The organism is Bradyrhizobium sp. MOS002 (genome assembly GCF_003020115.1).
Classification (GTDB): Bacteria; Pseudomonadota; Alphaproteobacteria; order Rhizobiales; family Xanthobacteraceae; genus Bradyrhizobium.
The window spans coordinates 95,791-117,128 of the sequence record NZ_PYFX01000012.1 but is presented as its reverse complement, the minus strand read 5'-3'; the positions used below and the strand labels follow the sequence as shown (position 1 = coordinate 117,128).

Below are 21,338 nucleotides of genomic sequence, written 5' to 3'. Positions count from 1 at the left end.
CCGCCGGCCCGCGCGACAATTCATCTGCCCAAGGGACGAGCGCCGCTGGTTTCTCTCGCATGTCAAGCCTTGACCTCCCGCGCGAGGCTGGCAGAACGTCATTCGGGGCGTAAGTCGGAGTTTACTGTGGTCGCTGTCGTCGTACTGGTTTTGCTGCTCGGGATTGCATTTGCGGCCGGCTATTTCACCCGCGAACACGTCTCCCGCAAAAGGCGAGCCGAGGCGCGCCGCTGGCGTGAGTACAGCGAGCCGGATTGGCTCAGTGCAAACGCACCGGCCAACACCAACGAGATCGCGATCGCCGGCACGGCTACGCCGGTCGGCACCGGCGAGCTCGGTCAGATGCTGAACCGCTGGGAGAGCAGGGCTCGCGCTCGCCGCACCGCGTAGCTTGACCGCCTTGCCGGCGTTCGGTCGGCCAAACACCCGGCACCGGGTCCTTCCACGCATCCGGCGCTGCGATCATGTCAGCCCTTCTGTCCATCTTTTGGCGTTGCAGTTGTTGCCATTTCTCGTCTAGAAACGGCGCATCGAGCCTCCCCGGCAACCAACCGTCAACGGTTTTGACCGAGGATTGAGGGCTCAAAAGGGTCTGGCAATGCTGATTCGCGGCCAAATCGATGGGATTTCGGGGGAGGTGGCTCTGGCCGCCGCCACGATCCCGGCCGCGCTGCTGCCCACCCTCCTGATTGGCGGGCTTCTTCTTACTTGCCCCTGAGGGCCGGCTGGGCGCCATGCGCCTGGGCGCTCAGGGGTTGGTCGAGATCACCGGACACCTCAAGCGCCCAGAAGACTGTCGGCGCAAAAGCTCAAAAGGAAATTCAAATGGCCCCCGTGAACAAGTCCGACAAGGACCGCGTCATCATTTTCGACACCACCCTGCGCGACGGCGAGCAATGCCCCGGCGCCACCATGACCTTCGAGGAGAAGCTCGAGGTTGCCGAGATGCTGGATGATATGGGCGTCGATGTCATCGAGGCCGGCTTTCCCATCACCTCCGAGGGCGACTTCCAGGCGGTCAGCGAGATCGGCCGCCGCTCCAAGAACGCTATCATCGCAGGTCTGTCGCGCGCGCATCCCGCCGATATCGATCGCTGCGCCGAAGCGGTGAAATTCGCCAAGCGCGGCCGCGTCCACACCGTGATCGCGACTTCGCCGCTGCATATGCGGGTGAAGCTGAACAAGACCCCGGAGCAGGTGCTCGAGACTTCGGTTGCCATGGTCGCGCGCGCCCGCAACCAGATCGACGACGTCGAATGGTCGGCCGAAGACGGCACCCGCAGCGAGATGGACTATCTGTGCCGCATCGTCGAAGCCGTCATCAAGGCCGGGGCCACCACGGTGAACATTCCTGACACCGTCGGCTACACCACGCCCGACGAATACACCCACTTCATGAAGACGCTGATCGAGCGCGTGCCGAACTCGGACAAGGCGGTGTTCTCCGTGCACTGCCACAACGATCTCGGCATGGCGGTGGCGAACTCGCTGGCCGGCGTCGTCGGCGGTGCGCGTCAGGTCGAGTGCACCATCAACGGCATCGGCGAGCGTGCCGGCAATGCCGCGCTGGAAGAGATCGTGATGGCGATCAACGTGCGCAACGACAAATTCCCCTACTGGAACAAGATCGACACCACGCAGCTGACCCGCGCCTCGAAGGTGGTGTCGGCGGCGACCTCGTTCCCGGTGCAGTACAACAAGGCGATCGTCGGCCGCAACGCGTTCGCGCATGAGAGCGGCATCCATCAGGACGGTGTGCTGAAGGACGCCTCGACCTACGAGATCATGCGGCCCGAGATGGTCGGCCTCAAGCAGTCCTCGCTGGTGCTGGGCAAGCATTCCGGCCGCCACGCCTTCGTGCACAAGCTGGAGGAGATGGGCTACAAGCTCGGCCCGAACCAGCTGGAAGATGCGTTCACACGGATGAAGGCGCTGGCCGACCGCAAGAAGGACATCTACGACGAGGACATCGAGGCGCTGGTCGACGAGGAGATGGCGGCTTCGCACGACCGCATCAAGCTGACCTCGTTGACCGTGATCGCCGGCACCCATGGCCCGCAGCGCGCGACCATGAAGCTCGACGTCGACGGCCAGATCAAGATCGAGGAGGCCGAGGGCAACGGCCCGGTCGACGCGGTGTTCAACTGCATCAAGCGCCTGGTGCCGCACGAAGCCAAGCTCGAGCTGTACCAGGTCCACGCAGTGACTCAGGGCACCGACGCGCAGGCCGAAGTCTCGGTGCGGCTGTCGCACGAGGGACGTGCGATGACGGCGCGCGCGGCGGATCCGGACACGCTGGTGGCTTCGGCAAAGGCCTATCTCGGCGCGCTCAACAAGATCGTCATGAAGCGTCAGCGCGACGCGGTGACGACTGCGGCGGCGAGCTGACGAACAAAGTTCGTCATTCCGGGGCTCGCGAAGCGAGAACCCGGAATCTCGGGATTCCGGGTTAGGTCCTAACGGACTTCCCCGGAATGACTCTGCATGTGGCGGCGAATACCTGCCCTGCTAAGGGCCAATAGCGGCTCCGCCTCCCAGCCGCTATTGATGCAACCTGCATAAGGATCGGCCCCCCGCGCCGGGTGGCCCAAATAACAAAAGGGAGAGATTATGCGCACCTTCGCGATCGCTGCGTCCATGGCGGTCCTGGCACTTGGCTTGACCGGGCCGGCATCGGCCCAGTCGCCCATCATCATCAAGTTCAGCCACGTGGTGGCCACCGACACCCCGAAGGGCAAGGCGTCGGAGAAATTCAAGGAGCTCGCCGAGAAGTACACCGGCGGCAAGGTCAAGGTCGAAATCTACCCGAACTCGACGCTCTACAAGGACAAGGAAGAGCTCGAGGCGCTCCAGCTCGGCAGCGTGCAGATGCTGGCGCCGTCCAACTCCAAGTTTGGCCCGCTCGGCATCCGCGAATTCGAGGTGTTCGATCTGCCCTACATCCTTCCCGACCTGAAGACGCTGCGGAAGGTGACGGAAGGCCCGCTCGGCCTTCGGCTGCTCAAGCTGCTGGACTCCAAGGGCATCACCGGCCTTGCCTATTGGGACAACGGCTTCAAGCAGATGAGCGCCAACAAGAAGCTTGTAGCGCCGGCCGACTATCAGGGCGTCAAGTTCCGGATCCAGTCCTCGCGCGTGCTCCAGGCCCAGTTCAAGGCGCTCAGCTCGCTGCCGCAGGTGATGGCGTTCGGCGAAGTCTACCAGGCGCTGCAGACCGGGGTCGTCGACGGGCAGGAGAACACCTGGTCGAACATCTATACCCAGAAGATGCACGAGGTGCAGAAGTACATCACCGAGAGCAACCACGGCTACATCGGCTACGTCGTGATCGTGAACAAGAAGTTCTGGGACGATTTGCCGGCGGACATCCGCGACCAGCTGACGAAGGCGATGAAGGAAGCGACCGACTTCAACAATACGCAGTCGCAGAAGGAGAACGAGGACGCGCTCGCCGAGATCAGGAAGAGCGGCAAGAGCGAGATCATCAAGCTCACGCCGGAGCAGGACGAGGCGATGCGCAAGGCCATGGAGCCGGTCTACAAGGACGCCGCAGGCCGCGTCGGCCAGCCGCTGATCGACGAGTTCCAGAAGGAAGCAAAGAGCACGACGAACTGATTTGAACGGACGTTGAAAGGGGCTTCCGTGCCTGGCGCGGAAGCCCCTTTTGTTGCGAATGATTTCCGATTGCGACTGAACTAAAATTCAGGAGCGTTACATCTTGGAAAGGACGCGCTCCCTGTCCAAGTTGTAAGTTGCGCGTAAGCCGCGCTGCGCCCATCCTCACGACATCCTTCCAGAGGAGAGTTCGCATGAGGAAATTCACCATCGCCGCCATCGCCGTGCTCAGCATCGCCGGCTCGGGCGCGGTCTATGCCCACTATCATCGCCCGTGGATGCACGATCACATGCGCCACATCCGCATGAACCCGGAAGACCGCGCCGCCATGGTCGACGCGCGGATCGCCGCCGTCCATGCCGGGCTGAAGCTCAACGCCGACCAGGAAAAGCTGTGGCCGCCGGTCGAGGCCGCCGTGCGCGACTTCGCCAAGCTGCGCATCGACCGCGCCAATGCGCGGATGAATGCCGGTCCCGGTGATGCCGGCAAGGACGCCAATAAGGACGCCAACAAGGATGCCGACAGGCCGGAGGATCCGGTCGCCCGCCTGCGTCAGCGCGCCGAGGACATGGGGGCGACGTCGGCGGCCCTGAAGAAGATCGCCGATGCCGCCGATCCGCTCTACAAGACCCTGGACGAGGGCCAGAAGCGGCGCCTTGCCGTGCTGACCCGCCACCGCGGCCCGTTCGGCGGCGGCGAAGACGGCCCGCGCCGCCACTTCATGGAGCGTGGCATGGACCGCATGATGGAGCGCGGTATGGACCACTTCCACCGTGAGCGTTTCGATCGCGACGGTGGCCCGGACCGGGACCGCGAGGGCCGGCTCTGAGCCTTGAAGGGTTGCTCCGATCAACCCTGGCGAAGCCGCTGGAATCCAGCGGCTTTTCGCTTTTTTGGGGGATGTGGGCAGACCCTTGGCATACCCTTGGAAAACTTACGTGCCATCGCTTGCCAGACCCGGATCGCTTTGCTAAACGACCGGCCTCGCAAGGCTTTTAACCGCCTTTCGGGCGCATAGCTCAGTTGGTAGAGCAGCTGACTCTTAATCAGCGGGTCCCAGGTTCGAGCCCTGGTGCGCCCACCAAATAAATCAAACACTTAGCGGTTTGAACAAGCGGCGAAACGAACGCCGTTTACGGTTTTGTTCTCGCTTCGAGCTTCAGCACCGCGGCTTCTGCCAGCTGAATGTCGCGACCGAGATAGTGCGCATCCAGAATACCTTCGACGTCCTTCAACGAGTGACCAGTGACTGCTGCGATCTGCGGCACGCTGGCGCCTGCGATTGCCAAGCGTACCACCGCGGTGCCGCGCAGATCATGAAACGTCAGGCCGTCGATCCCGGCACGCTCGCAAGTCTTCCCCCACGACGTGCGAAAGCCATCGGACGTCCCGGGCCGGCCCAGCGTGTTCGTGAGGATAAGTGGCCCCCGACGGGTCGTCGCATCGAGCGGGGTCCTCAAGGGTGCGCCCGCGGGCATCGCGACCCGCCGGCCACCTTTCGATTGCCGAAGGCGAATGTAGGGGGTTTCGTAGGCTGACCAGGGTAGTCGCAGCAGGTCTCCCTGCCGTTGCTCCACAATGCCAAGACGATCGCGAGCTGGAGAATCGTTCGGCGCTCAATTGGAGCAGGCTATGTCCGTCCCCAAACATCATGGCCTCGTGCCCTGACGCGTGGATTACCGGCAAGCTATTGCTTAGCGGGGGAGGGGAAAATGAATGATTGATCGTCGATATCCTGGTCCGGGAGTCGATGGACGCCTGCCATAACATGCAGTTCTGCGAGGGATGGCATGGCCGCCGCAGATAACTCGACCGACTGAGGTTGCCCTCTAAAGACTACGGTCGAAGCGACAATCACCGCCAGAACTACGAAAGAAGCGACCAAGAAACGAGTCATCAAACGTCTCCTACTTCGCCTATGTGGACAACAAAAAGTTTCAATAAGCAACATTGCCGCTAAACGCGGGCACTCGGCTCGGCAAACGCTGTAGCAGCGGACTCTTGCACGAAAGTTTCAAGAACAGCGGCGGCACCGAGCGCCACGATGGCGGCGAAGAAACAAGCAATGGTGAAAACGCGCATGTTGTTGATCCCTGCATCAATGTAGCACCTGATCTGTGCATCTCATGTACAAAACGCCGTGTTCACCCCGGAAGCGCGAACGCCTCCGCCTCGATATCGATAAACGTCCGTCCGAGCGCGCCAACGGACGCATAGAAACCCGCCGAACTCGCTCGCTCGAGATCAGCGAAAAAACGTCTCATCCAGCGTGAAACATGCTGATCAAAGAAGATCCTCTCGGCGCCCGCTGGCGCTGGAATGCTTCCGCCCGCGAAGCCTGCCATGATCTCACAGAGAAATCCCGCGTGGTCTTCGGGCTCCGTACGCTCTGGAGCCTTTTCGAGGCCGAGATCCCCGAGAGTTTCCCGCAACCGCGCGAGCGGACGGCCATACAGCGTATCGGACAGGTAGTGCGACGCATAAGGCAGGAGTGCCCCCTTGCCCAATCCTGCAAAGAGGGCAAAGAACTCGCGCGACGCCGCCTGCTCATTTGTCCGGCGCGCCGCATCGGCCAGCGCAACGTGCGCGACGCCCATCGGGCTGGCATCGCCGCGCAGTGCGGAGATGCGGCTCAGCAGATCCCCGTCCGGGCTGCGCGTCAGCAGCGTCGCCAACAGCGCGTATTCCTGCGATCGGGCAAGGTCGAATTCATCGACAGTACGCACGGAAGCGCTCCTTGAGGCTGCTAGCGTGGCAATGCGCTGCCATGACGTCGTGCTCGCGGTGAGGGCAACACTGTTGTGGCAAGACCGTCAGCCTGCTTGGCAGCATCCCGATCGTCGGTCCTCGGTGTCGTGGCATCATCTGGTAACGATCGAACTGCCGAGGCCGTTGGTTCGAGGGCTGGCTGTTCGGAGTTGACGAGGCCTGCCCGTACCGGATCGATCGGCGGTGGAACGTCTGCAAGCACGTCCTGGACCTGTTCCAGGCCCTTCGAAACCTGCGCGACAAGATCGGCAATTTTGTCCGTTGGGTCGAGCGGACCGAATCCCGGAATAGCGTTGGGATCATTAAAATCCCACTGGTTCTCCGCGATCCCGATGAAGTCGCGAATCGTCGGATCGGTTGTCCAGGCTCGGCGCAATGCTGCGCGGGTCAATTCGACCGGGACGCGGGTGTTCAGGAACGCCGTAATGTCGGTGTGAGCGGTAATTGACTCGATTGACGGCAGGCTAGCGAGATCGAAGGGCCGGTCGGCCTTGCCATCCCCTAACTCGGTGGGTTGCTCGCTGCTGGCCGGATCAGATTCGGCGTCTCGGCTTTTCGACGCCTGCTTGAGACGCACCCAGCGAAGGAAAGCATTACGGTCTGGCACTGTTCTGTCTCGTGTCCTGCGCTGAGGTTGCTAACGATTGCGCTGCCGTTTGACAAAGGGGCGATCAACATGGTGCTGGGCAATGAAACCGTCGATGATTTCGGAGATGCCAATCGGCATCGGTACTGCGTCAACCAGATTGCTGCCTGCGTCGGTAAACGCCTCGCCCTCAGCCGGATCGGCAGTGACAGCGAGCAGTTCATAAGGCGGCTCGGAGCCGGTGGGGCGCAAATTGACCCATAGCGTGGGCGAGCCTGATGTCAGATTTTCGCGATAGTTGGTGGTTTCGGTACGATGCAGTTCGATCACGGCGTCACCTGCATAGAACAGTACGACCTCGCCTTCGCCACCGATCTGAGTCCACGGCTTTGCAGACGGGACACCCGCAAAGACCGACACGGGCCGCCACAGAAAATCGGCCCACGCGCTCTTCGCTTTGCGTCGTTCGATTGCGACGCCGACAGCAATGCGTGCAAGACTTGTCGATATCAATTTCCCGTCTCCAATCGAAGTGTGGTCTCCGATACAGGGTCGCCTTTTGCGACATGCGGAGTATATACTGTGAGGATGATCCGGCCAGTAGGTGGCCGCTCTATCCTGGGAGCCGGGAGATATCGTGAGCGTCGAACCTCAAACCGGCAGGCGCTTCCTGATCTGCTCATGCGAAGGGTCGATGCCGCTCGATGCAGACGCGATTCGTCGCGGCTGTCGCGGCGAAGTGACGGCAGCGACGCAACTTTGCGGTGCCGAGCTTGATCGATTTCAAGCGATTGCGGGCGAGGATGGTCCGCTTACGGTCGCCTGCACGCAGCAGGCCGCGCTGTTCTTGCGGGTTGCGGACGAAAATAATCGTGCGAATTCGATAAAGTTTGCCAATGTCCGCGAGACCGCCGGATGGTCCAGTGACGCCGACCGCGCTGGGCCGAAGATGGCAGCGCTGCTGGCCGCCGCGGCCGAAGTCACGGCACCTGCGCCAATGGTCCAGCTGGAAAGCGGCGGGGTCATCCTGATCTACGGCCGCGACGAGGCCGCCATTCAGGCTGGCGATTTGCTGAAGGAGCACCTCGACGTCACCGTGCTGATTGCGCCACCAGCCGTGATCGCGCCGCCACGTAGCGCCGACTGTCCGGTTGCAAAGGGTCGGATCGCCAGTATCAAGGGACATCTGGGGGCGTTCGACCTGGTGGTCGATGAGTTCGCCGAAGCAGCGCCGTCCTCGCGGCGGATGCTGACGTTCGGCCCATCGCGCAACAACGCCCGTTCGACCTGCGACATCGTCCTCGACTTGACCGGCGGGCCCGCGCTGCTTCCCGCCGACCTGCGTGACGGCTATTTGCGCGCGGATCCCGGTAGCCCCGCTGCTATTCTCCAGGCCGTGCTGAAAGCGCGCGACCTCGTCGGGACTTTCGAGAAACCACGTTACATCACCTTCGATGCCGGGCTTTGCGCGCATGCGCGTTCGAAGAAGATCGGCTGCACCCGCTGTCTCGATGCCTGTCCGGCCGGCGCGATCTCGCCGGCCGGCAACCATGTGGCGATCGATGCCGACATCTGCGCCGGCTGCGGCCAATGTGCGACGGCCTGTCCTACGGGCGCGGCGTCCTATGCCCTGCCGCCGGAAGATGCGCTGGTCAGAAAGCTGCGTGCCATGCTGCTTGCCTATCGTCAGGCAGGCGGCGAGCGGGCCGTCATGCTCGTGCACGACGAGATCCATGGTTCGCCGCTGATCGATGCGCTGGCGCGGTTCGGCGACGGCTTGCCCGCGAGCGTGCTGCCGTTTGCCGTCAACGAGGTCACGCAGGTCGGGTTGGAGAGTATCACCGCGGCTTTTGCCTATGGCGTGTCGGCAGTGCACTTCCTGCTCCGGGCTAAACCGCGCCATGACGTCTCCGGGTTGATGCGAACGATCGCGCTGGCCGATCCGATTTTAGCCGGCCTCGGCTTCGGCCCGGACCGGCTCTCCGTCATAGCGACCGACGATCCGGACCGTCTGATCGAGGCGCTCCGCACCGCGCCAGCCAACGCGCCCACGCCGCGCCCGGCGAACTTCCGCGCCGTGGGCGGCAAGCGCGACGTGCTCCGCTTCGCGCTTGCCGAGCTGCACCGTGCAGCACCTGCACCGGTCGATGTCATTCCGTTGCCGGAGGGCGCACCGTTCGGCGCCATCAAGGTCGATGCCGCAGGCTGCACACTGTGCCTGTCCTGCGTGTCAGCCTGTCCGACCAGCGCCCTGCGCGATGACCCCGAGCGCCCGGCGTTGCGCTTTGTCGAAGATTCCTGCGTTCAGTGCGGCCTGTGCCGGACGACGTGTCCGGAGCAGGTCATCACCCTGGTCCCGCAAATCGATTTCCGCGCGAGCCGGGCGCCAACCCGGGTTCTCAAGGAGGAGGAGCCGTTCTGCTGCATCCGTTGCAGCAAGCCGTTCGGCGTCAAGAGCAGCATCGAGCGCGTCGTGGCGAAGCTCGAAGGCCAGCACTGGATGTATTCGGGCTCGGCGCAAAGGCTCGACGCAATCAAGATGTGCGGCGACTGCCGCGTCAGCTTCGTCGCCGAGCAGGGTTTTGAATCTTACGGTGCACAGGGTCCAACCGTCCGCACTACGGACGATTATTTGCGAGACCGAGAGATCAAGCGAGACCCGGACGGCCACTTTAGCTGAATGGCCCGGTTCAGGGTAGCCCGAGCGCCATCGCTCTATTCAGCGGGCGTGGCCGAAGCTTGCCGGCCTTCCGCTTCGAGCTTTTCGGCGAGCCAGCGGTCGTGATGCTCTCTCGCCCAATTGAGATCGACCTCGCCCGTTCCCATGGCCTCGAATGCGCCTTCCATGCCGAGCGTGCCGATATAGATGTGTCCCAGGATCAGCGCGATGAAAAGGATTGCGATGACAGCGTGAGCGACCTGCGCGATCTGCATGTCCGCAATGTCAGTGCCGTAGAAGGGAAACAGCAGCACGAATCCCGATGCGGATACCGCAATGCCGGCTACGACCGACAGCCAATAGACCATCTTCTCACCGAGATTGAAGCGCCCCGCAGGTGCATGCTTCGACTTGATGAAGCCGCCGCCCTGCTTGACCCAGTCGATGTCAACCTTCTTGAGCAGATTGTCCCTGAAGAACAACACCGTGATCAGGGCAAGGCCGGTCACGAAGGCAAAGCTCGTGAAATTGTGCACGTACTTCGCGATCTCGGAGATGTCGGAGAACAGATCCGGGCCGACCAGCGGCCGCAGCAAAACTTTGCCGAAGGTGATGTTCAGGCCGGTCAATCCAAGCAGCACAAAGGACACGGCCGTCAGCCAGTGAGAGAACCGCTCGAAAGCCTTGAAGCGGACGATGGTCTGGCCGGAGCGTCCCGCCTCGATGCGGAGCCGGCCCATGATCAGATAGGCAAGCGCGAGCACCGCGACCATGCCGACGATCACCACCGCACCGCCCCAGTGCAGCAGCACCTCGTAGAAATAATCCCAGGTCCGTCCCATCGGCTGCATCAGCACGCTGGCCTTGACGTCGGGGATGTCGATCCGGCCCTGGATCCGCGGCGCCTGTTCGAGCAGCGTCTTCTGATTGGTCACGCTGGCGGTCGGATTGGGGGCCCCGTCGGGAGCGAGCTTCTGGGCGAGCGCCGGGGCTGCCGTGAGACCGAGCAGCATCAGCAAGAGCGTTGCGAAGCAAATTCGTGCGAAGGCCGTCATCGCGGATACCTGATCTTCGTCTGCGATCGTCGCGCCTTCATCGGCGGCGATCGCAGATCCCATTACGTCTTGACGTCCTCGTGATAGGCGGTCGTCCAGCCCCAGGCTCCGGAGCCGTAGCCGCGCTTCTCGACGCGTTCCTCGTAGAGTTGCGCGATGATGTCGCCGTCGCCGGCGAGCAGCGACTTGGTCGAGCACATCTCGGCGCACATCGGCAGCTTGCCTTCGCCGAAACGGTTGGAGCCGTATTTCGCATATTCTTCGGCGCTGCCGGGCGCCTCGGGCCCGCCGCCGCCGGCGCAATAGGTGCATTTGTCCATCTTGCCGCGCGAACCGAAATTCCCGACCTGGGGGTATTGCGGCGCTCCGAACGGACAGGCGTAGAAGCAATAGCCGCAGCCGATGCACTGATCCTTGTTGTGCAGGACGATGCCGTCCTCGGTCGGATAGATGCACTTGACCGGGCACACCGACGCGCAAGGCGCATCGGTACAGTGCATGCAGGCCATCGACACCGAACGCTCGCCGGGCTTGCCGTCATTGATGGTGACAACGCGACGTCGATTGATGCCCCAGGGCACCTCGTTCTCGTTCTTGCAGGCCGTCACGCAGGCATTGCAGTCGATGCAACGGTCCGCATCGCAGAGGAATTTCATTCGCGCCATGGTCTAACCTCTCATGCGGCCCTGATCTGACAAAGCGTAGCCTTCGGCTCCTGCATACCGGTCGCAGGATCATAGCCATAGGTCGTCAGCGTGTTGACGCTCTCACCGAGTACGATGGGATCGGCCCCCGCCGGATACTTCGACCGGAGATCGGCGCCTTCGTACCAGCCGGCGAAATGGAAGGGCATCCATGCGACTCCCTTGCCGACGCGTTCAGTCACCTGCGCCTTCATCCGGGCGCGTGAGCTGTTCTCTGCACCTGTGACCCAAACCCAGCCGCCGTCGACGATGCCGCGCTCGGCTGCGTCAGCCGGATTGATCTCGACGTACATGTGCTGCTTCAGTTCGGCGAGCCATTTGTTGGACCGCGTTTCCTCGCCGCCGCCTTCGTATTCAACCAAACGGCCCGAACTCAGAATCAGCGGGAACTGCTTTGCGATCGCGCGGTCGACGGCGGCCTTCTGCACGGAGAAGCCGATATTGGGCACGCGAAACTGCTTTGCGTCAGGCAAGGTCGGATAGTCGGCAACGAGGTCAGGACGGGGCGTGTAGATCGGCTCGCGATGCACCGGCACCGGGTCGGGCAGGTTCCACGCAATCATCCGCGCCTTGGCGTTCCCGTAAGGCGAGCACCCGTGTTCGATCGCGACCCGCTGGATGCCGCCGGACAGATCGGTCGACCACGACACCTTGTCGGGATCGGCCGGATTGATGCGCTCGATCACTTCGCGTTCTTGCGCGGTGAGGTCCTTGTCCCAGCCGAGCTTCTTCAGCACGCCAAGGGTGAACTCGGGATATCCGTCCTTGATCTCCGAACCGACGGAGTACGAGCCCTCGGCAAGAAGATTATCGTGGTCTTCCCGCTCCACCTCCTGGCCGTTCTCCATCACCTTGCGCTTCACGACGCGCTCAACTCCGAACCGCGCGCGAAAGGTGCCGCCACCTTCCTTCACCGGAAGGTTGGTGTTGTAGAGGATCGGCGTACCCGGATGCTTGAACTCCGGCGTCCCCCAGCACGGCCATGGCAGGCCGTAATATTCCCCACCAACCTCGGGATCGTCCTTCGGCGCCCGCAATGTCACCAGATCAAACTTGTGCTGGTTCCTCATGTGGGCCTTGAGCCGTTCCGGCGACTGCCCGCAATAGCCGGTCGACCATCCGCCGCGGTTGATTTCGCGCAGGATGTCCTCCGCCGAAACTGCGCCGTTCTCCACCTTGATGTTCTTGAACATCAGGTCGGCAAATCCAAACTTGCGGGCGAACATGTACATCATGTCGTAGTCGTTCTTCGCCTCGAAGACCGGATCGACGATTTTTTCACCCCATTGCAGCGAGCGATTGGAGTTGGTGCGCGACCCCTCCATCTCGAAGCTCGTGCAGGCCGGCAGGAGGTAGGTGCCGTTCTTGCGCTCCGACAGCACCGACCATGCGGTCGGATAGGGATCGCACACCACCAGCAGTTCGAGCTTCTCGATGCCCTTCACGGCTTCGGGCATTCGCGTGATGGTGTTGACGCCGTGTCCCATGATGAACATGGCCTGCACCGGGTTGGGCTGGCTGATCTGGTTCTTTGGCAACAAGGTCGCGTCAAACCAGCGCGTGCTCGGAATGCCCGGCGTTTCCATCAGCTTCTTGTCGGGGAAGCGCGACTTCATCCAGTCGTAATCGACCTCCCATACCCGGCACCAATGCCGCCAGGCCTCCTCGGCGAGACCGTAATACAGTGGCAGCGAGGTGACATCGAGACCGAGGTCGGTTGCGCCCTGCACATTGGTATGACCGCGGAAGATGTTCGCGCCTGCGCCGGGCTGCCCCATGTTGCCGGTGGCGAGCAGCAACAGGCAACTGGCACGGACATTGGCGGTGCCGGTGGTGAATTGAGTCTGCCCCATCGCCCAGATCAGGGTGGCCGGCTTCTGTGTCGCGAACAGTTGGGCAATATGCTTGACCTGTGCTTCGGGCAAGCCGGTCACACGCTCGACCTCCCTGGGAGGCCACTTCGCAATTTCCTTCCGGATCTCATCCAGGCCATAGACGCGCTGGCTGAGGAATTCCTTGTCTTCCCAGCTGTTCTCGAAGATGTGCCATAGCATGCCGTAGATCGTGGCGATGTGCGTGCCGGGGCGAACGCGGACGTACTCCGTCGCATGCGCAGCGGTCCGCGTCATCCGGGGGTCGACCACGATCATGTTGGCGCGGTTGAGCTCCTTGCCTTCGAGAATGTGTTGCAGGGAAACCGGATGGGCCTCGGCGGGATTGCCACCCATCAACAAAATGGTCTTGGCGTTGCGGATGTCGTTGTAGCTGTTGGTCATCGCGCCGTAGCCCCAGGTATTGGCTACGCCGGTGACCGTCGTCGAGTGACAGATGCGCGCTTGATGGTCGGAATTGTTGGTGCCCCAGAATGCCGCGAGCTTGCGATTGAGATAAGCGGCTTCGTTGGTGAACTTGGCGGAGCCGAGCCAATACACCGAGTCGGGGCCGGCCTTCTGACGAATGTCCAGCAGCTTGTCGCCGATCTCGTCGATGGCCTTTTCCCAGGAGATCTTCGTCCACTGTCCGTTGACGAGTTTGACGGGATAGCGCAGACGCCGCTCGTTCAGCACGTCGTCGCGAACTGCGGCCCCCTTGCAGCAATGCGAACCACGATTGATCGGGCTGTCGTAGTCGGGCTCCTGTCCGATCCATACGCCGTTGGCGACCTTGGCGATCACCGAGCAGCCGACCGAGCAGTGCGTACAGATGTTCTTCCGGGTCGTGACGGGTGCCCCGACAGGGGGTGGGGGACCAGCCTCGGCCTTCCGCACGCCGTGCAGCGCGAATTCGCCCACCGCGACCAATGCGCCTGCCGTGATGCCTGAGCGCTTCAGGAAAGTTCGCCGGTCCAAGCCCGATGAAGATGGGTCAGCGTCCGCATGTGAGGGCCTGGCACGCTCTGGGCGTCGCTCGGACTTCCTGATCAGCACGGAGGTCTCCTATCGAGCGGTTGGATAGCCGTTGACGCGGTAGAAGTTCCTGACTTCCTGTGAGTCAGGTCGATAGCGAGCCTTGCGTTTTTGATTCAATTCGACCGGCTTCGCAGCAACCGGGGAGGGCAACAGATCGCCGGCACTCACTACGCCGACGCCAACAATCGTCAGTTTGAGCAAGTCACGTCGAAAAAACTTTCGCGGAGGGTTACTCTTCAACGAAGCATACTCCCGTTTCAGGTTAGCCCGCCGATACGTTATCCGAGTTCGGCGTCAAACATCAATCGCAATCCTGTGTTGCCCTAATCGCAGGACCGATAAGCCATTTATCTATGCCTCAGGGAAATGCACTAAACCGTCCCCCCGCGGCGCTGGTGCCCCTCAAAAATTATCGTGCGAATTGGGAATGTGAAAATTCCCCTGAAAGATTGCTCAAGGGCATCTGTTGCTGAATTGCAGGCTGGCGAGATACTTCCTTGTGTAGCCGCGGCTGCCACCGATCTTGACGTCTGTGTCCCATACGAGCGTGCAAAGCTGGTTAGAGCAGAGCCGTTCTCGATCAAGCTGGAGCCGTCGATTGGTTGAGCGCTTTCGTGGTGCGCGTTTCGGCACAAATGCCGGAGTGGCGCCGCTGAAGTGTCTGTAGGGCCAATACGTCCATCTTCAGGTTCCGGCGACGTCAGCGTGGCGCTCCTATTCCATGGCTAGCGCACCAGGTGAAGACCGGACGCTGGAGGTCTTGGCTCACCTTTTGGATGACAGCGTAATGTCCCGCTATCTGACCGAACGGGCTGTACCGGGCGGTGTCATGCAATGCCCGAGGCGCTTGTACGTGCGATTGTAGGTCAGACTGGGTAGCGAAAGCAAAGGCGTTGCTTGCCGTGTTTCGACGAACGACTCTGGTGCTGCCAGAGGAATGTCCAGAGAAGCCCTATGTGAATTCTCGGGCCATGTTGCGAGCAAACGATGCCGACTTGCGCTTCTGAAGATTTCAGCCGGTCGCGCTGAGTTTCGGGACGATCCATCTGCTGGACGTCGTTCGTTATTGTTGATTTTCCTTTCCCGCACTTTGACGGCCAACTCCCCCGTTACTTGGAAAGCTAAACGGCCGGGAGTTGCAGCCTGGTGCCGTGGGTGGCCGCACTGCGCGTAACGCAGTCGCACGCTGACGTGGAGCACGGCTTGCGGTTCAGTCATCGCGGAACTCCGCCTCCCGCTTCTGTTTCGAGATGACGCTGCGCTAGAATGGGACTTTCATGTTCGATGCGGCCGCCACCGCGATTTTACACGCGGTCCTCGACGAAGTCTGCGAAAAGCGTGTCGCGTCGCGAATCGGGGCGCGCGCACGTCCCCTTCCAGATTCTGGAAGCTGCCCACGACAGGCGAGGTATCGTCCGACGATCTTTGGCCGGTTGGTCGTGACGCCCTATCGCGCGCGCCAACGATGTGCGCTGATCGAGCGGTGCTAGTGTGAGTTTTCAGGTCACGGTGCAGAGGTGTTTGGTGAGCCATCCGTATGGCCTAACCTGTGTGATGCTATGCTGTTTCCTTGCGCGCCACGTTCGCGTCGCAGACCGCGGGTGCGAGGTCGGCACAAAGCTCGGGCGAAGCCGGTCGCGAGAATGCGTCGTCGTGTCTGTTGTGTTGAACGCGCCTGGCCTAGGTCGTCGGCGTTCCGCTGTTGAGAAGATTGGCGAGCGCGGTGAGAAGTTGCGCCGGAGCAAATGGCTTGGACAGCATGACGCTATTGGGAACACCTTTGGAGGTCCAGTCCGCGGCTGCGGCCCCACTCATATAGACGATGGGAAATTCCGGATGGATCTCCCTGGCGTGTTGGGCGACCTCCCAGCCCTCCATTTTGCCTTTCAGGTCGATGTCGGTCACCAGCGCGCGATATTCGCTGTGATGGGCTTTCAGCAGGGTCACCGCCTCTTCTCCGGACGATGCGATGACCGCTTCGAAGCCGCCGTCGTGCAGCGCGTCTGCAACGAAGCTTTGGAGCAGCTCCTCGTCCTCGACGACGAGGATCACAGGCATTTCGATTTCCGGCACGGCGCCATTCCCCGCTGCAGCCCGAGACACAAGTTACAAAGTGAACATAAGTTCCCGGCGCGGCTCTCGTCGCGCTATCGCTTCTGGTTTCGTTCAGAGCACGGAAAGCCGCTGCACTGTTTTCCCGATCGTGCGCTAGTGGCCCAAGGCGGGCGTCAGCGCGCGGACATCATCATCGCCCGGCGGCATGGCTCCGATTTGCGCCCGCACGTGCAGCAGTGCGCGCCGCAGCCAGGTCTTGATGGTGTTGACCGGGACGCCATACTGCGCTGCCAGCCGATCGCGGCTTTGACCGTGGAGATAGGCCGCGATCACCAGGTGACGCCGTGCCGGATCGAGCGTTTGCAACGCGGACAGCATGCTCTGCTGCAGCCGGGCGGTGTCGCTTTCGTTTTCCCGGCTCTCCATGCTCTCCAGCGCCGTGGGCGCGTCGGCGGGAAACTCCAGCAGGGCCGACTGGTCGCGATAGATTTCCCGCGACGGCCTTCGCGCGGCATCGATCGCGAGATTCCTGGCGATCGTGATCATCCACAGCATGGGCGAGCCCAGCGCCGAACGGTACGCCGCCGCGTTCAGCCAGATGCGAACATAGGCCTCCTGCACGATCTCCTCTGCCAGATGCCGGCGCCTGACGACCAGCAGCACGGTCGAGAACAGCTTGCGCCGCGTGGCCGCGTGCAGCTTTGCGAAGGCCGGCTCATCGCCTCCCGCCATGCCCAGCAGGAGATGCTCGAGCTCGGCGGAATCGCTTTGGGCAATGCCCAGACCACTCGTTGTTGGCGCCATGTCATCCCCGGGGCTGCCGGCACATCCGTCTGCTTAAGCTCTCCGATGTCCGCGCGAGTGTCAATTAAAGTTTACATGTGAGTGTGACAGTCCAGCGCGAAGCTCGAGATTATTATTGGATAGTCAGCTAGTTGGCTCCTCCAGCAGGCCCCGTGTGCGCCCCCAGGAACCAAGTCCAGCCGCCTCAATTGTCATCCCAACCCTACAATGGAGGCTACCCATGCAAGGCGACAATCCGATCAGCTGGTTGATGTTCTTCACCCTCGCGGCAACGACATTCATCATTGCCGGTGCATTCATCTATTTTCTGCGATCCCGAACCAACCGCGAAATCGCGGCGACGGCGCTCGAAGGCGATGGAAACAGCCGCGGCGTCGCGCCGAGCGGAGCCGCACCCGAATTGGCCGGGTTCTTCGTGCTTGCGCTCGCGGTGATGGGCCTGCTCACGCTTGGCTATAACAACAAATCGCGCGTCGAAACCGCGCAAGCGCCGGCGCCGGTCGGTGGCGCAACCACGGGAATGTCGCAGCCGGCCGGCACGCCTGACCAGCCGAAGCTGTATCAGCCGGTCAATCCCGCGCCGGACACACGCGGTGCTCCGACCTCCTCGAATACCGGCGTCGGCCCCGAGAACGGTTCAACCGGACAGCCAAAGTAAGGATACCCGCAGGAGACTCGCGCCCTACCATCCGCGCGTCCCTGCGCCGCCCTTGAACGGTCCAACGATGCGCGAGGTGATCCAGCCGCCGTAGAAGTCGCCGTCCTGAGGCTGGGCGCGTTCGTCGTCCACCCAGCATTCATCGACGCGCGAGGCATAGAAGGCCAGATGCCTCGCGATATCTACAAATCCCGGCGATGGCGAAGGATAGCTCCAGGCCGCGCGCTCGGACGTCCGGCCATCGACATCGAGCGACCAGTATTTTGCGTGCCCCTTGAATTCGCACCACGAGCTGCCCGCCGCGTCCAGCAGATATTGTCGCGCGATATCGTCGGGCGGAATGTAGTAGATGGGCGGATGACTGGTTTCGAGGACGCGATAGCCCGCCGTGGTATCGGCAACAATCTGCGCGTTGAAGATGACGCGCAGCCGCGCGTCCATCTTCTCCAGCCGCGGCGGACGCGGATAATCCCAGACGGACTCTTGTCCGGGCAAGGGTTCAATGCGCTTGGGTGGCCACATGTCTCAATAACTCCAGCAGGTCGTGCGCAAACCTTATCGCACGATCATCGGAAACGTCACCGCGATCGCCCATGCGAACAGCGTTGCGTTGGCGAGTGCGCCCGGCAGCGGATGATGCGTCGCCGCGTAGCTCCAGCGGCTGATCAGCCCAAAGGCCAGGAACAGCAACAGGATCGCAGGCCCGATAATGACGAGGAAGAACAGCTTCATCGGATTGAGCGCCACGGCAATCGCAAGCGAGAGCAGGAAACAGAATTTGGTGAGCGCGTAAGCGCCTATTCGGGAATCGCGGCTACTTGTCAGCCACTCGTCGGCAATGAAGTAAGGCAGCGTCCCGCAGGCGATTGCGACGATCAGCGGCAGCCGCGCCGGGATTGGCAGGAACGAGAACACATAGGCGTCGATCGGAAGGCCGAAGGCCAGGACGTTGTAGGCGGATACTGCGGCTGCTGCGATCGCGACCCGTGTCCAGGCGACATTCGCGACGGCCGGCGAGTGACCCCTGCGCAAGTAGACAAGGATTGCGCTCGAGAGAGCACCATAGAGCAGAAAATGCAGCATCAAATAATCGCCGAGCAGGATCGGCAGAAAGTCAGTCGGCATCTTCCAGAGCAACAGCGGGGTCACGATCGCCGGCAGGAGCGCGCCCGTCATCAGCGCCTTCCAGCCCAGGCTTGCGCCGGCTGGGCTCGGGCTCACAGCCGGCAACAATGCCGACAGCGGCCACGCCAGTGCGACAATCCCGGCAAACACCAGCGCCAGCCAGCGCCCGCGGCTGGCGACCTCTTCATAAGGCCGGTCGCCGAAGGCCGCATTCATCCATTGCACAGCTTCGACCATGCTGTCATGACTGTAGAGCACGCCGATATGTTCGACATCGCGCGCCAGCACGAGCTTTCGCGCGGTGCCGTCGGAGAATTGCCCGTAAGTCTCGCCGGGGATTGCCGTCCCGCCGGCGGTGAGGCTGACGATGCGCAGGCCTTCGTTCCGGAGCATCGCAGGCTCCAGCGCGCCGACGATGACAAGCAGATTGCGCGGACTGGCCGGTGTCACGACGGGCGAAAACACCGAGACCGCGGCGGTCGCCTCGACGTCCGGGTGGGCTTGCGCGAACCGCACCACGATGTCGGACGCCATCGAATGTCCGAGTACCGCGAGCCGGCCATCGCTCCCGGGCAGCTTGCGTGCCGACGCGGCAATGTCAGTCAATTGCTCCAGCAATGCGGCGGTGATCGTCAAGCCCTCGTTGATATCGCCATGCATCGGGGCAGGGTTACGGCCATGGCCGAGAAAATCGAAGGTCACCGCGATGTAGCCGTTGCGCGCAAGCGTTTCGGCGAACGGCTGCATCAGCTGCTGCGAACCGGCAAAGCCGTGCGCGATCATGATGACTGGTGCAGGCGCGGCGGATTGTCGTCTGAAGACCGTGACCGGTGTTTCGCCGACGACGGTCCGCGTGACATTCAGGTCCCGGCTGTCTTCATGCAATTCAAACAGCCCGATCAGGATCGCCACGGTCGCGAGTAATCCGACAAGGAACCTCATCGATCCTCACGGGCGATGTGCTTCCTGCGGATACCACGCACCGTCCACCAGATCGCAAAGCCAGCAACTGGAACGAAGGCGGCCGTAGCGACGCTGGGCTCGACATGGAGAGTGCCGCTGTCATGTGCCGCCTTTGCGATATATCCAAACAGGCTCACCACGTAATAGGTGATCGCCGCGACCGACAGGCCTTCGACTGTGGCCTGCAGCCGCAGCTGCAGCCGCGTCCGCGCGTTCATCGACTTCAGAAGTTCCTGATTCTGCTGCTCGAGCTCGACATCGACGCGGGTCCGCAACAGGTTTGCGGCGCGTGCGAGCTTCAACGAAAGGCTTGATTGCCGCGCCTCGGTGGTGACGCATGTGCGCAACGCCGGCTTCATCCGGCGTGCCAGAAACGACGACCACGTAGGGAGCCCACCGACCTTGCGTTCACCGATGGTCTGCAAGCGTTGCTCGACGATCTCCTCATAGGCGCGACTGGCGCCAAATCGAAACACACTGGCGGCCGCCCCGGCTTCAACCTCGGCGGCCAGGGCAGTCAGCTCGTCGAGCAGCTTGTGATTGGCGGCGAGGTCACCGGCCTGGCGCATCTGGTCTGTGACTTCGACGAGGCGGCGCTCCGCGGCTGCGATAGACGGCGACAGCCGTTGTGTTTCCGGCAGGCCGAGCAGGGCCAGCGTACGATAGGTCTCGAGCTCGATCACCCGCTGGACCAACGCGCCGGCGCGTTCCGGCGACATCGTGCGGTTGGCAACGAGGATGCGGACAAAGCCCGAAGGGCCCGGCTGAAAGTCGGTTGCGTAGAGCGCGGCGCCGTCCGAGTTTTCGGCGACGGCCAGACTGGCATTGTCAAAGAGGCGCTCCGGCGCGGTTCGTTGCAGATCCTCGGTCAGAAGATGCAGGTCGACAGCCACCAGCAGCGGGCCGGGCTGAGGCACGAGCCGCATCGGCAGCGCCAGCGAGGCGGCGTCCGGATGGAATGGCGCGGCGGCCGGATCAGCCGGCATTTCCCAGGTGTAGGTGGTAAATTCGGAGTGCTGTTCCCATCGCAGCACGGTCGTGCCGAACGGGGCACGATGATGCTTTTCGGCAGGCGACGGCGGTTGCAGCCCGCGCGAGGTGCAGAATGTGATCAGGTTGGCGCGGTCGACCTGGGCGCGTGGGCCCGACGTATCGAAGGCAAAATGCACGACGCGCGATGGCACCGAAATCGGCGTGAACGGGCGGGCATGAACCTCGCCGAGCACTGCTGCGCGCAGTGGATGAGGTGTCAGCCGCACCGCCTCGCCGTCACCTATCAGGACATCCGCGCTCATCGCGATCTCGCGCGGCTGGTTGCATAGGTGGGCCGCTGCGCTACGAGTAACACTCCGTCGTGCCGGGCAGAAGCCGGAAGAAGTCCGGTTCGCTTCGGCAAAAAAAATACTGCGCGCCGTGAAACGCCGGATGATTGGCT

At 62.3% G+C, this 21,338-nt stretch carries 19 protein-coding genes, 1 tRNA gene and 1 pseudogene; 8 read left to right on the top strand and 13 right to left on the bottom strand.

The features are described from left to right. Positions 1-126 precede the first annotated feature (126 nt). From C7G41_RS27660 to C7G41_RS27640, 5 genes are all read left to right on the top strand, one after another. On the top strand, positions 127-390 hold the full coding sequence (locus C7G41_RS27660) for a hypothetical protein (RefSeq protein ID WP_106945491.1): 264 nt from the start codon (positions 127-129) through the stop codon (positions 388-390). Positions 391-825: 435 nt separating this feature from the next. Next, entirely contained in the window at positions 826-2,388 is a 1,563-nt protein-coding gene (locus tag C7G41_RS27655; RefSeq protein WP_106945490.1) for a 2-isopropylmalate synthase, read from the top strand. A gap of 222 nt (positions 2,389-2,610) precedes the next feature. Further along, positions 2,611-3,615: a TRAP transporter substrate-binding protein gene (locus tag C7G41_RS27650; protein ID WP_106945489.1), complete on the top strand. Its 1,005-nt coding sequence runs from the start codon at positions 2,611-2,613 to the stop codon at positions 3,613-3,615. 194 nt (positions 3,616-3,809) lie between these two features. Then, complete coding sequence (locus C7G41_RS27645; RefSeq protein ID WP_106945488.1) at positions 3,810-4,445, top strand: Spy/CpxP family protein refolding chaperone; 636 nt, start codon at positions 3,810-3,812, stop codon at positions 4,443-4,445. 179 nt (positions 4,446-4,624) lie between these two features. Beyond that, positions 4,625-4,700 (top strand) — tRNA-Lys (locus C7G41_RS27640). A 49-nt stretch (positions 4,701-4,749) separates the two neighbouring features. Here the strand turns inward: C7G41_RS27640 and C7G41_RS27635 are convergent. The 5 genes from C7G41_RS27635 to C7G41_RS27620 all read right to left on the bottom strand — a co-directional run bounded on the left by C7G41_RS27635 (position 4,750) and on the right by C7G41_RS27620 (position 7,484). After that, positions 4,750-5,193, bottom strand: coding sequence for a tyrosine-type recombinase/integrase (locus tag C7G41_RS27635; protein ID WP_245446711.1), 444 nt, complete (start codon positions 5,191-5,193; stop codon positions 4,750-4,752). Positions 5,194-5,572: 379 nt separating this feature from the next. Then, a complete protein-coding gene (locus tag C7G41_RS38810; RefSeq protein ID WP_283809875.1) occupies positions 5,573-5,698 on the bottom strand; it encodes a hypothetical protein in 126 nt (41 codons plus the stop codon). Between the two features lie 62 nt (positions 5,699-5,760). Continuing rightward, complete coding sequence (locus C7G41_RS27630) at positions 5,761-6,342, bottom strand: molecular chaperone (protein WP_106945487.1); 582 nt, start codon at positions 6,340-6,342, stop codon at positions 5,761-5,763. Positions 6,343-6,362: 20 nt separating this feature from the next. Continuing rightward, positions 6,363-6,992: a DUF3306 domain-containing protein gene (locus C7G41_RS27625; RefSeq protein ID WP_106945486.1), complete on the bottom strand. Its 630-nt coding sequence runs from the start codon at positions 6,990-6,992 to the stop codon at positions 6,363-6,365. A gap of 30 nt (positions 6,993-7,022) precedes the next feature. Continuing rightward, on the bottom strand, positions 7,023-7,484 hold the full coding sequence (locus C7G41_RS27620) for a DUF3305 domain-containing protein (protein ID WP_106945485.1): 462 nt from the start codon (positions 7,482-7,484) through the stop codon (positions 7,023-7,025). Positions 7,485-7,665: 181 nt separating this feature from the next. Between C7G41_RS27620 and C7G41_RS27615 the strand changes: the two genes are divergently transcribed. Further along, a complete protein-coding gene (locus C7G41_RS27615; RefSeq protein WP_106945484.1) occupies positions 7,666-9,651 on the top strand; it encodes a 4Fe-4S binding protein in 1,986 nt (661 codons plus the stop codon). 35 nt (positions 9,652-9,686) lie between these two features. Here the strand turns inward: C7G41_RS27615 and C7G41_RS27610 are convergent, their stop codons facing one another. The 3 genes from C7G41_RS27610 to C7G41_RS27600 form a co-directional block, all read right to left on the bottom strand. After that, a complete protein-coding gene (locus C7G41_RS27610) occupies positions 9,687-10,685 on the bottom strand; it encodes a formate dehydrogenase subunit gamma (protein ID WP_106945528.1) in 999 nt (332 codons plus the stop codon). A gap of 62 nt (positions 10,686-10,747) precedes the next feature. Beyond that, on the bottom strand, positions 10,748-11,350 hold the full coding sequence (gene fdh3B / locus C7G41_RS27605; RefSeq protein ID WP_106945483.1) for a formate dehydrogenase FDH3 subunit beta: 603 nt from the start codon (positions 11,348-11,350) through the stop codon (positions 10,748-10,750). 11 nt (positions 11,351-11,361) lie between these two features. After that, complete coding sequence (locus C7G41_RS27600) at positions 11,362-14,316, bottom strand: formate dehydrogenase subunit alpha (RefSeq protein WP_106945482.1); 2,955 nt, start codon at positions 14,314-14,316, stop codon at positions 11,362-11,364. Between the two features lie 661 nt (positions 14,317-14,977). On the opposite strand from C7G41_RS27600, the pseudogene C7G41_RS39040 reads away from it, so the two are divergent. Then, positions 14,978-15,163: pseudogene (locus tag C7G41_RS39040) on the top strand (hypothetical protein); the annotation flags it as partial. Positions 15,164-15,978: 815 nt separating this feature from the next. On the opposite strand, the gene C7G41_RS27580 reads toward C7G41_RS39040, so the two are convergent. Together C7G41_RS27580 and C7G41_RS27575 are read right to left on the bottom strand one after the other, a co-directional pair. Beyond that, positions 15,979-16,356: a response regulator gene (locus C7G41_RS27580; RefSeq protein WP_106945479.1), complete on the bottom strand. Its 378-nt coding sequence runs from the start codon at positions 16,354-16,356 to the stop codon at positions 15,979-15,981. 150 nt (positions 16,357-16,506) lie between these two features. Further along, positions 16,507-17,157: an RNA polymerase sigma factor gene (locus tag C7G41_RS27575; RefSeq protein WP_106945478.1), complete on the bottom strand. Its 651-nt coding sequence runs from the start codon at positions 17,155-17,157 to the stop codon at positions 16,507-16,509. 220 nt (positions 17,158-17,377) lie between these two features. Here C7G41_RS27575 and C7G41_RS27570 point away from each other — a divergent pair, with 220 nt between their 5' ends. Continuing rightward, positions 17,378-17,815, top strand: coding sequence for a hypothetical protein (locus C7G41_RS27570; RefSeq protein ID WP_106945477.1), 438 nt, complete (start codon positions 17,378-17,380; stop codon positions 17,813-17,815). A 24-nt stretch (positions 17,816-17,839) separates the two neighbouring features. Here C7G41_RS27570 and C7G41_RS27565 read toward each other — a convergent pair whose 3' ends face one another. The 3 genes from C7G41_RS27565 to C7G41_RS27555 are packed head-to-tail and all read right to left on the bottom strand — an operon-like array spanning position 17,840 to position 21,198. Next, positions 17,840-18,337 (bottom strand): DUF427 domain-containing protein, encoded by a 498-nt coding sequence (locus C7G41_RS27565; RefSeq protein ID WP_106945476.1) that lies wholly within the window; start codon positions 18,335-18,337, stop codon positions 17,840-17,842. 33 nt (positions 18,338-18,370) lie between these two features. Then, the gene (locus tag C7G41_RS27560) at positions 18,371-19,882 is read right to left on the bottom strand and encodes an alpha/beta hydrolase (protein ID WP_106945475.1); all 1,512 of its coding nucleotides are present in this window, start codon (positions 19,880-19,882) and stop codon (positions 18,371-18,373) included. Continuing rightward, complete coding sequence (locus C7G41_RS27555) at positions 19,879-21,198, bottom strand: DUF3422 family protein (protein ID WP_106945474.1); 1,320 nt, start codon at positions 21,196-21,198, stop codon at positions 19,879-19,881. Before C7G41_RS27555 ends, C7G41_RS27560 begins: the two co-directional genes overlap by 4 nt. Between the last annotated feature and the right edge of the window lie 140 nt (positions 21,199-21,338).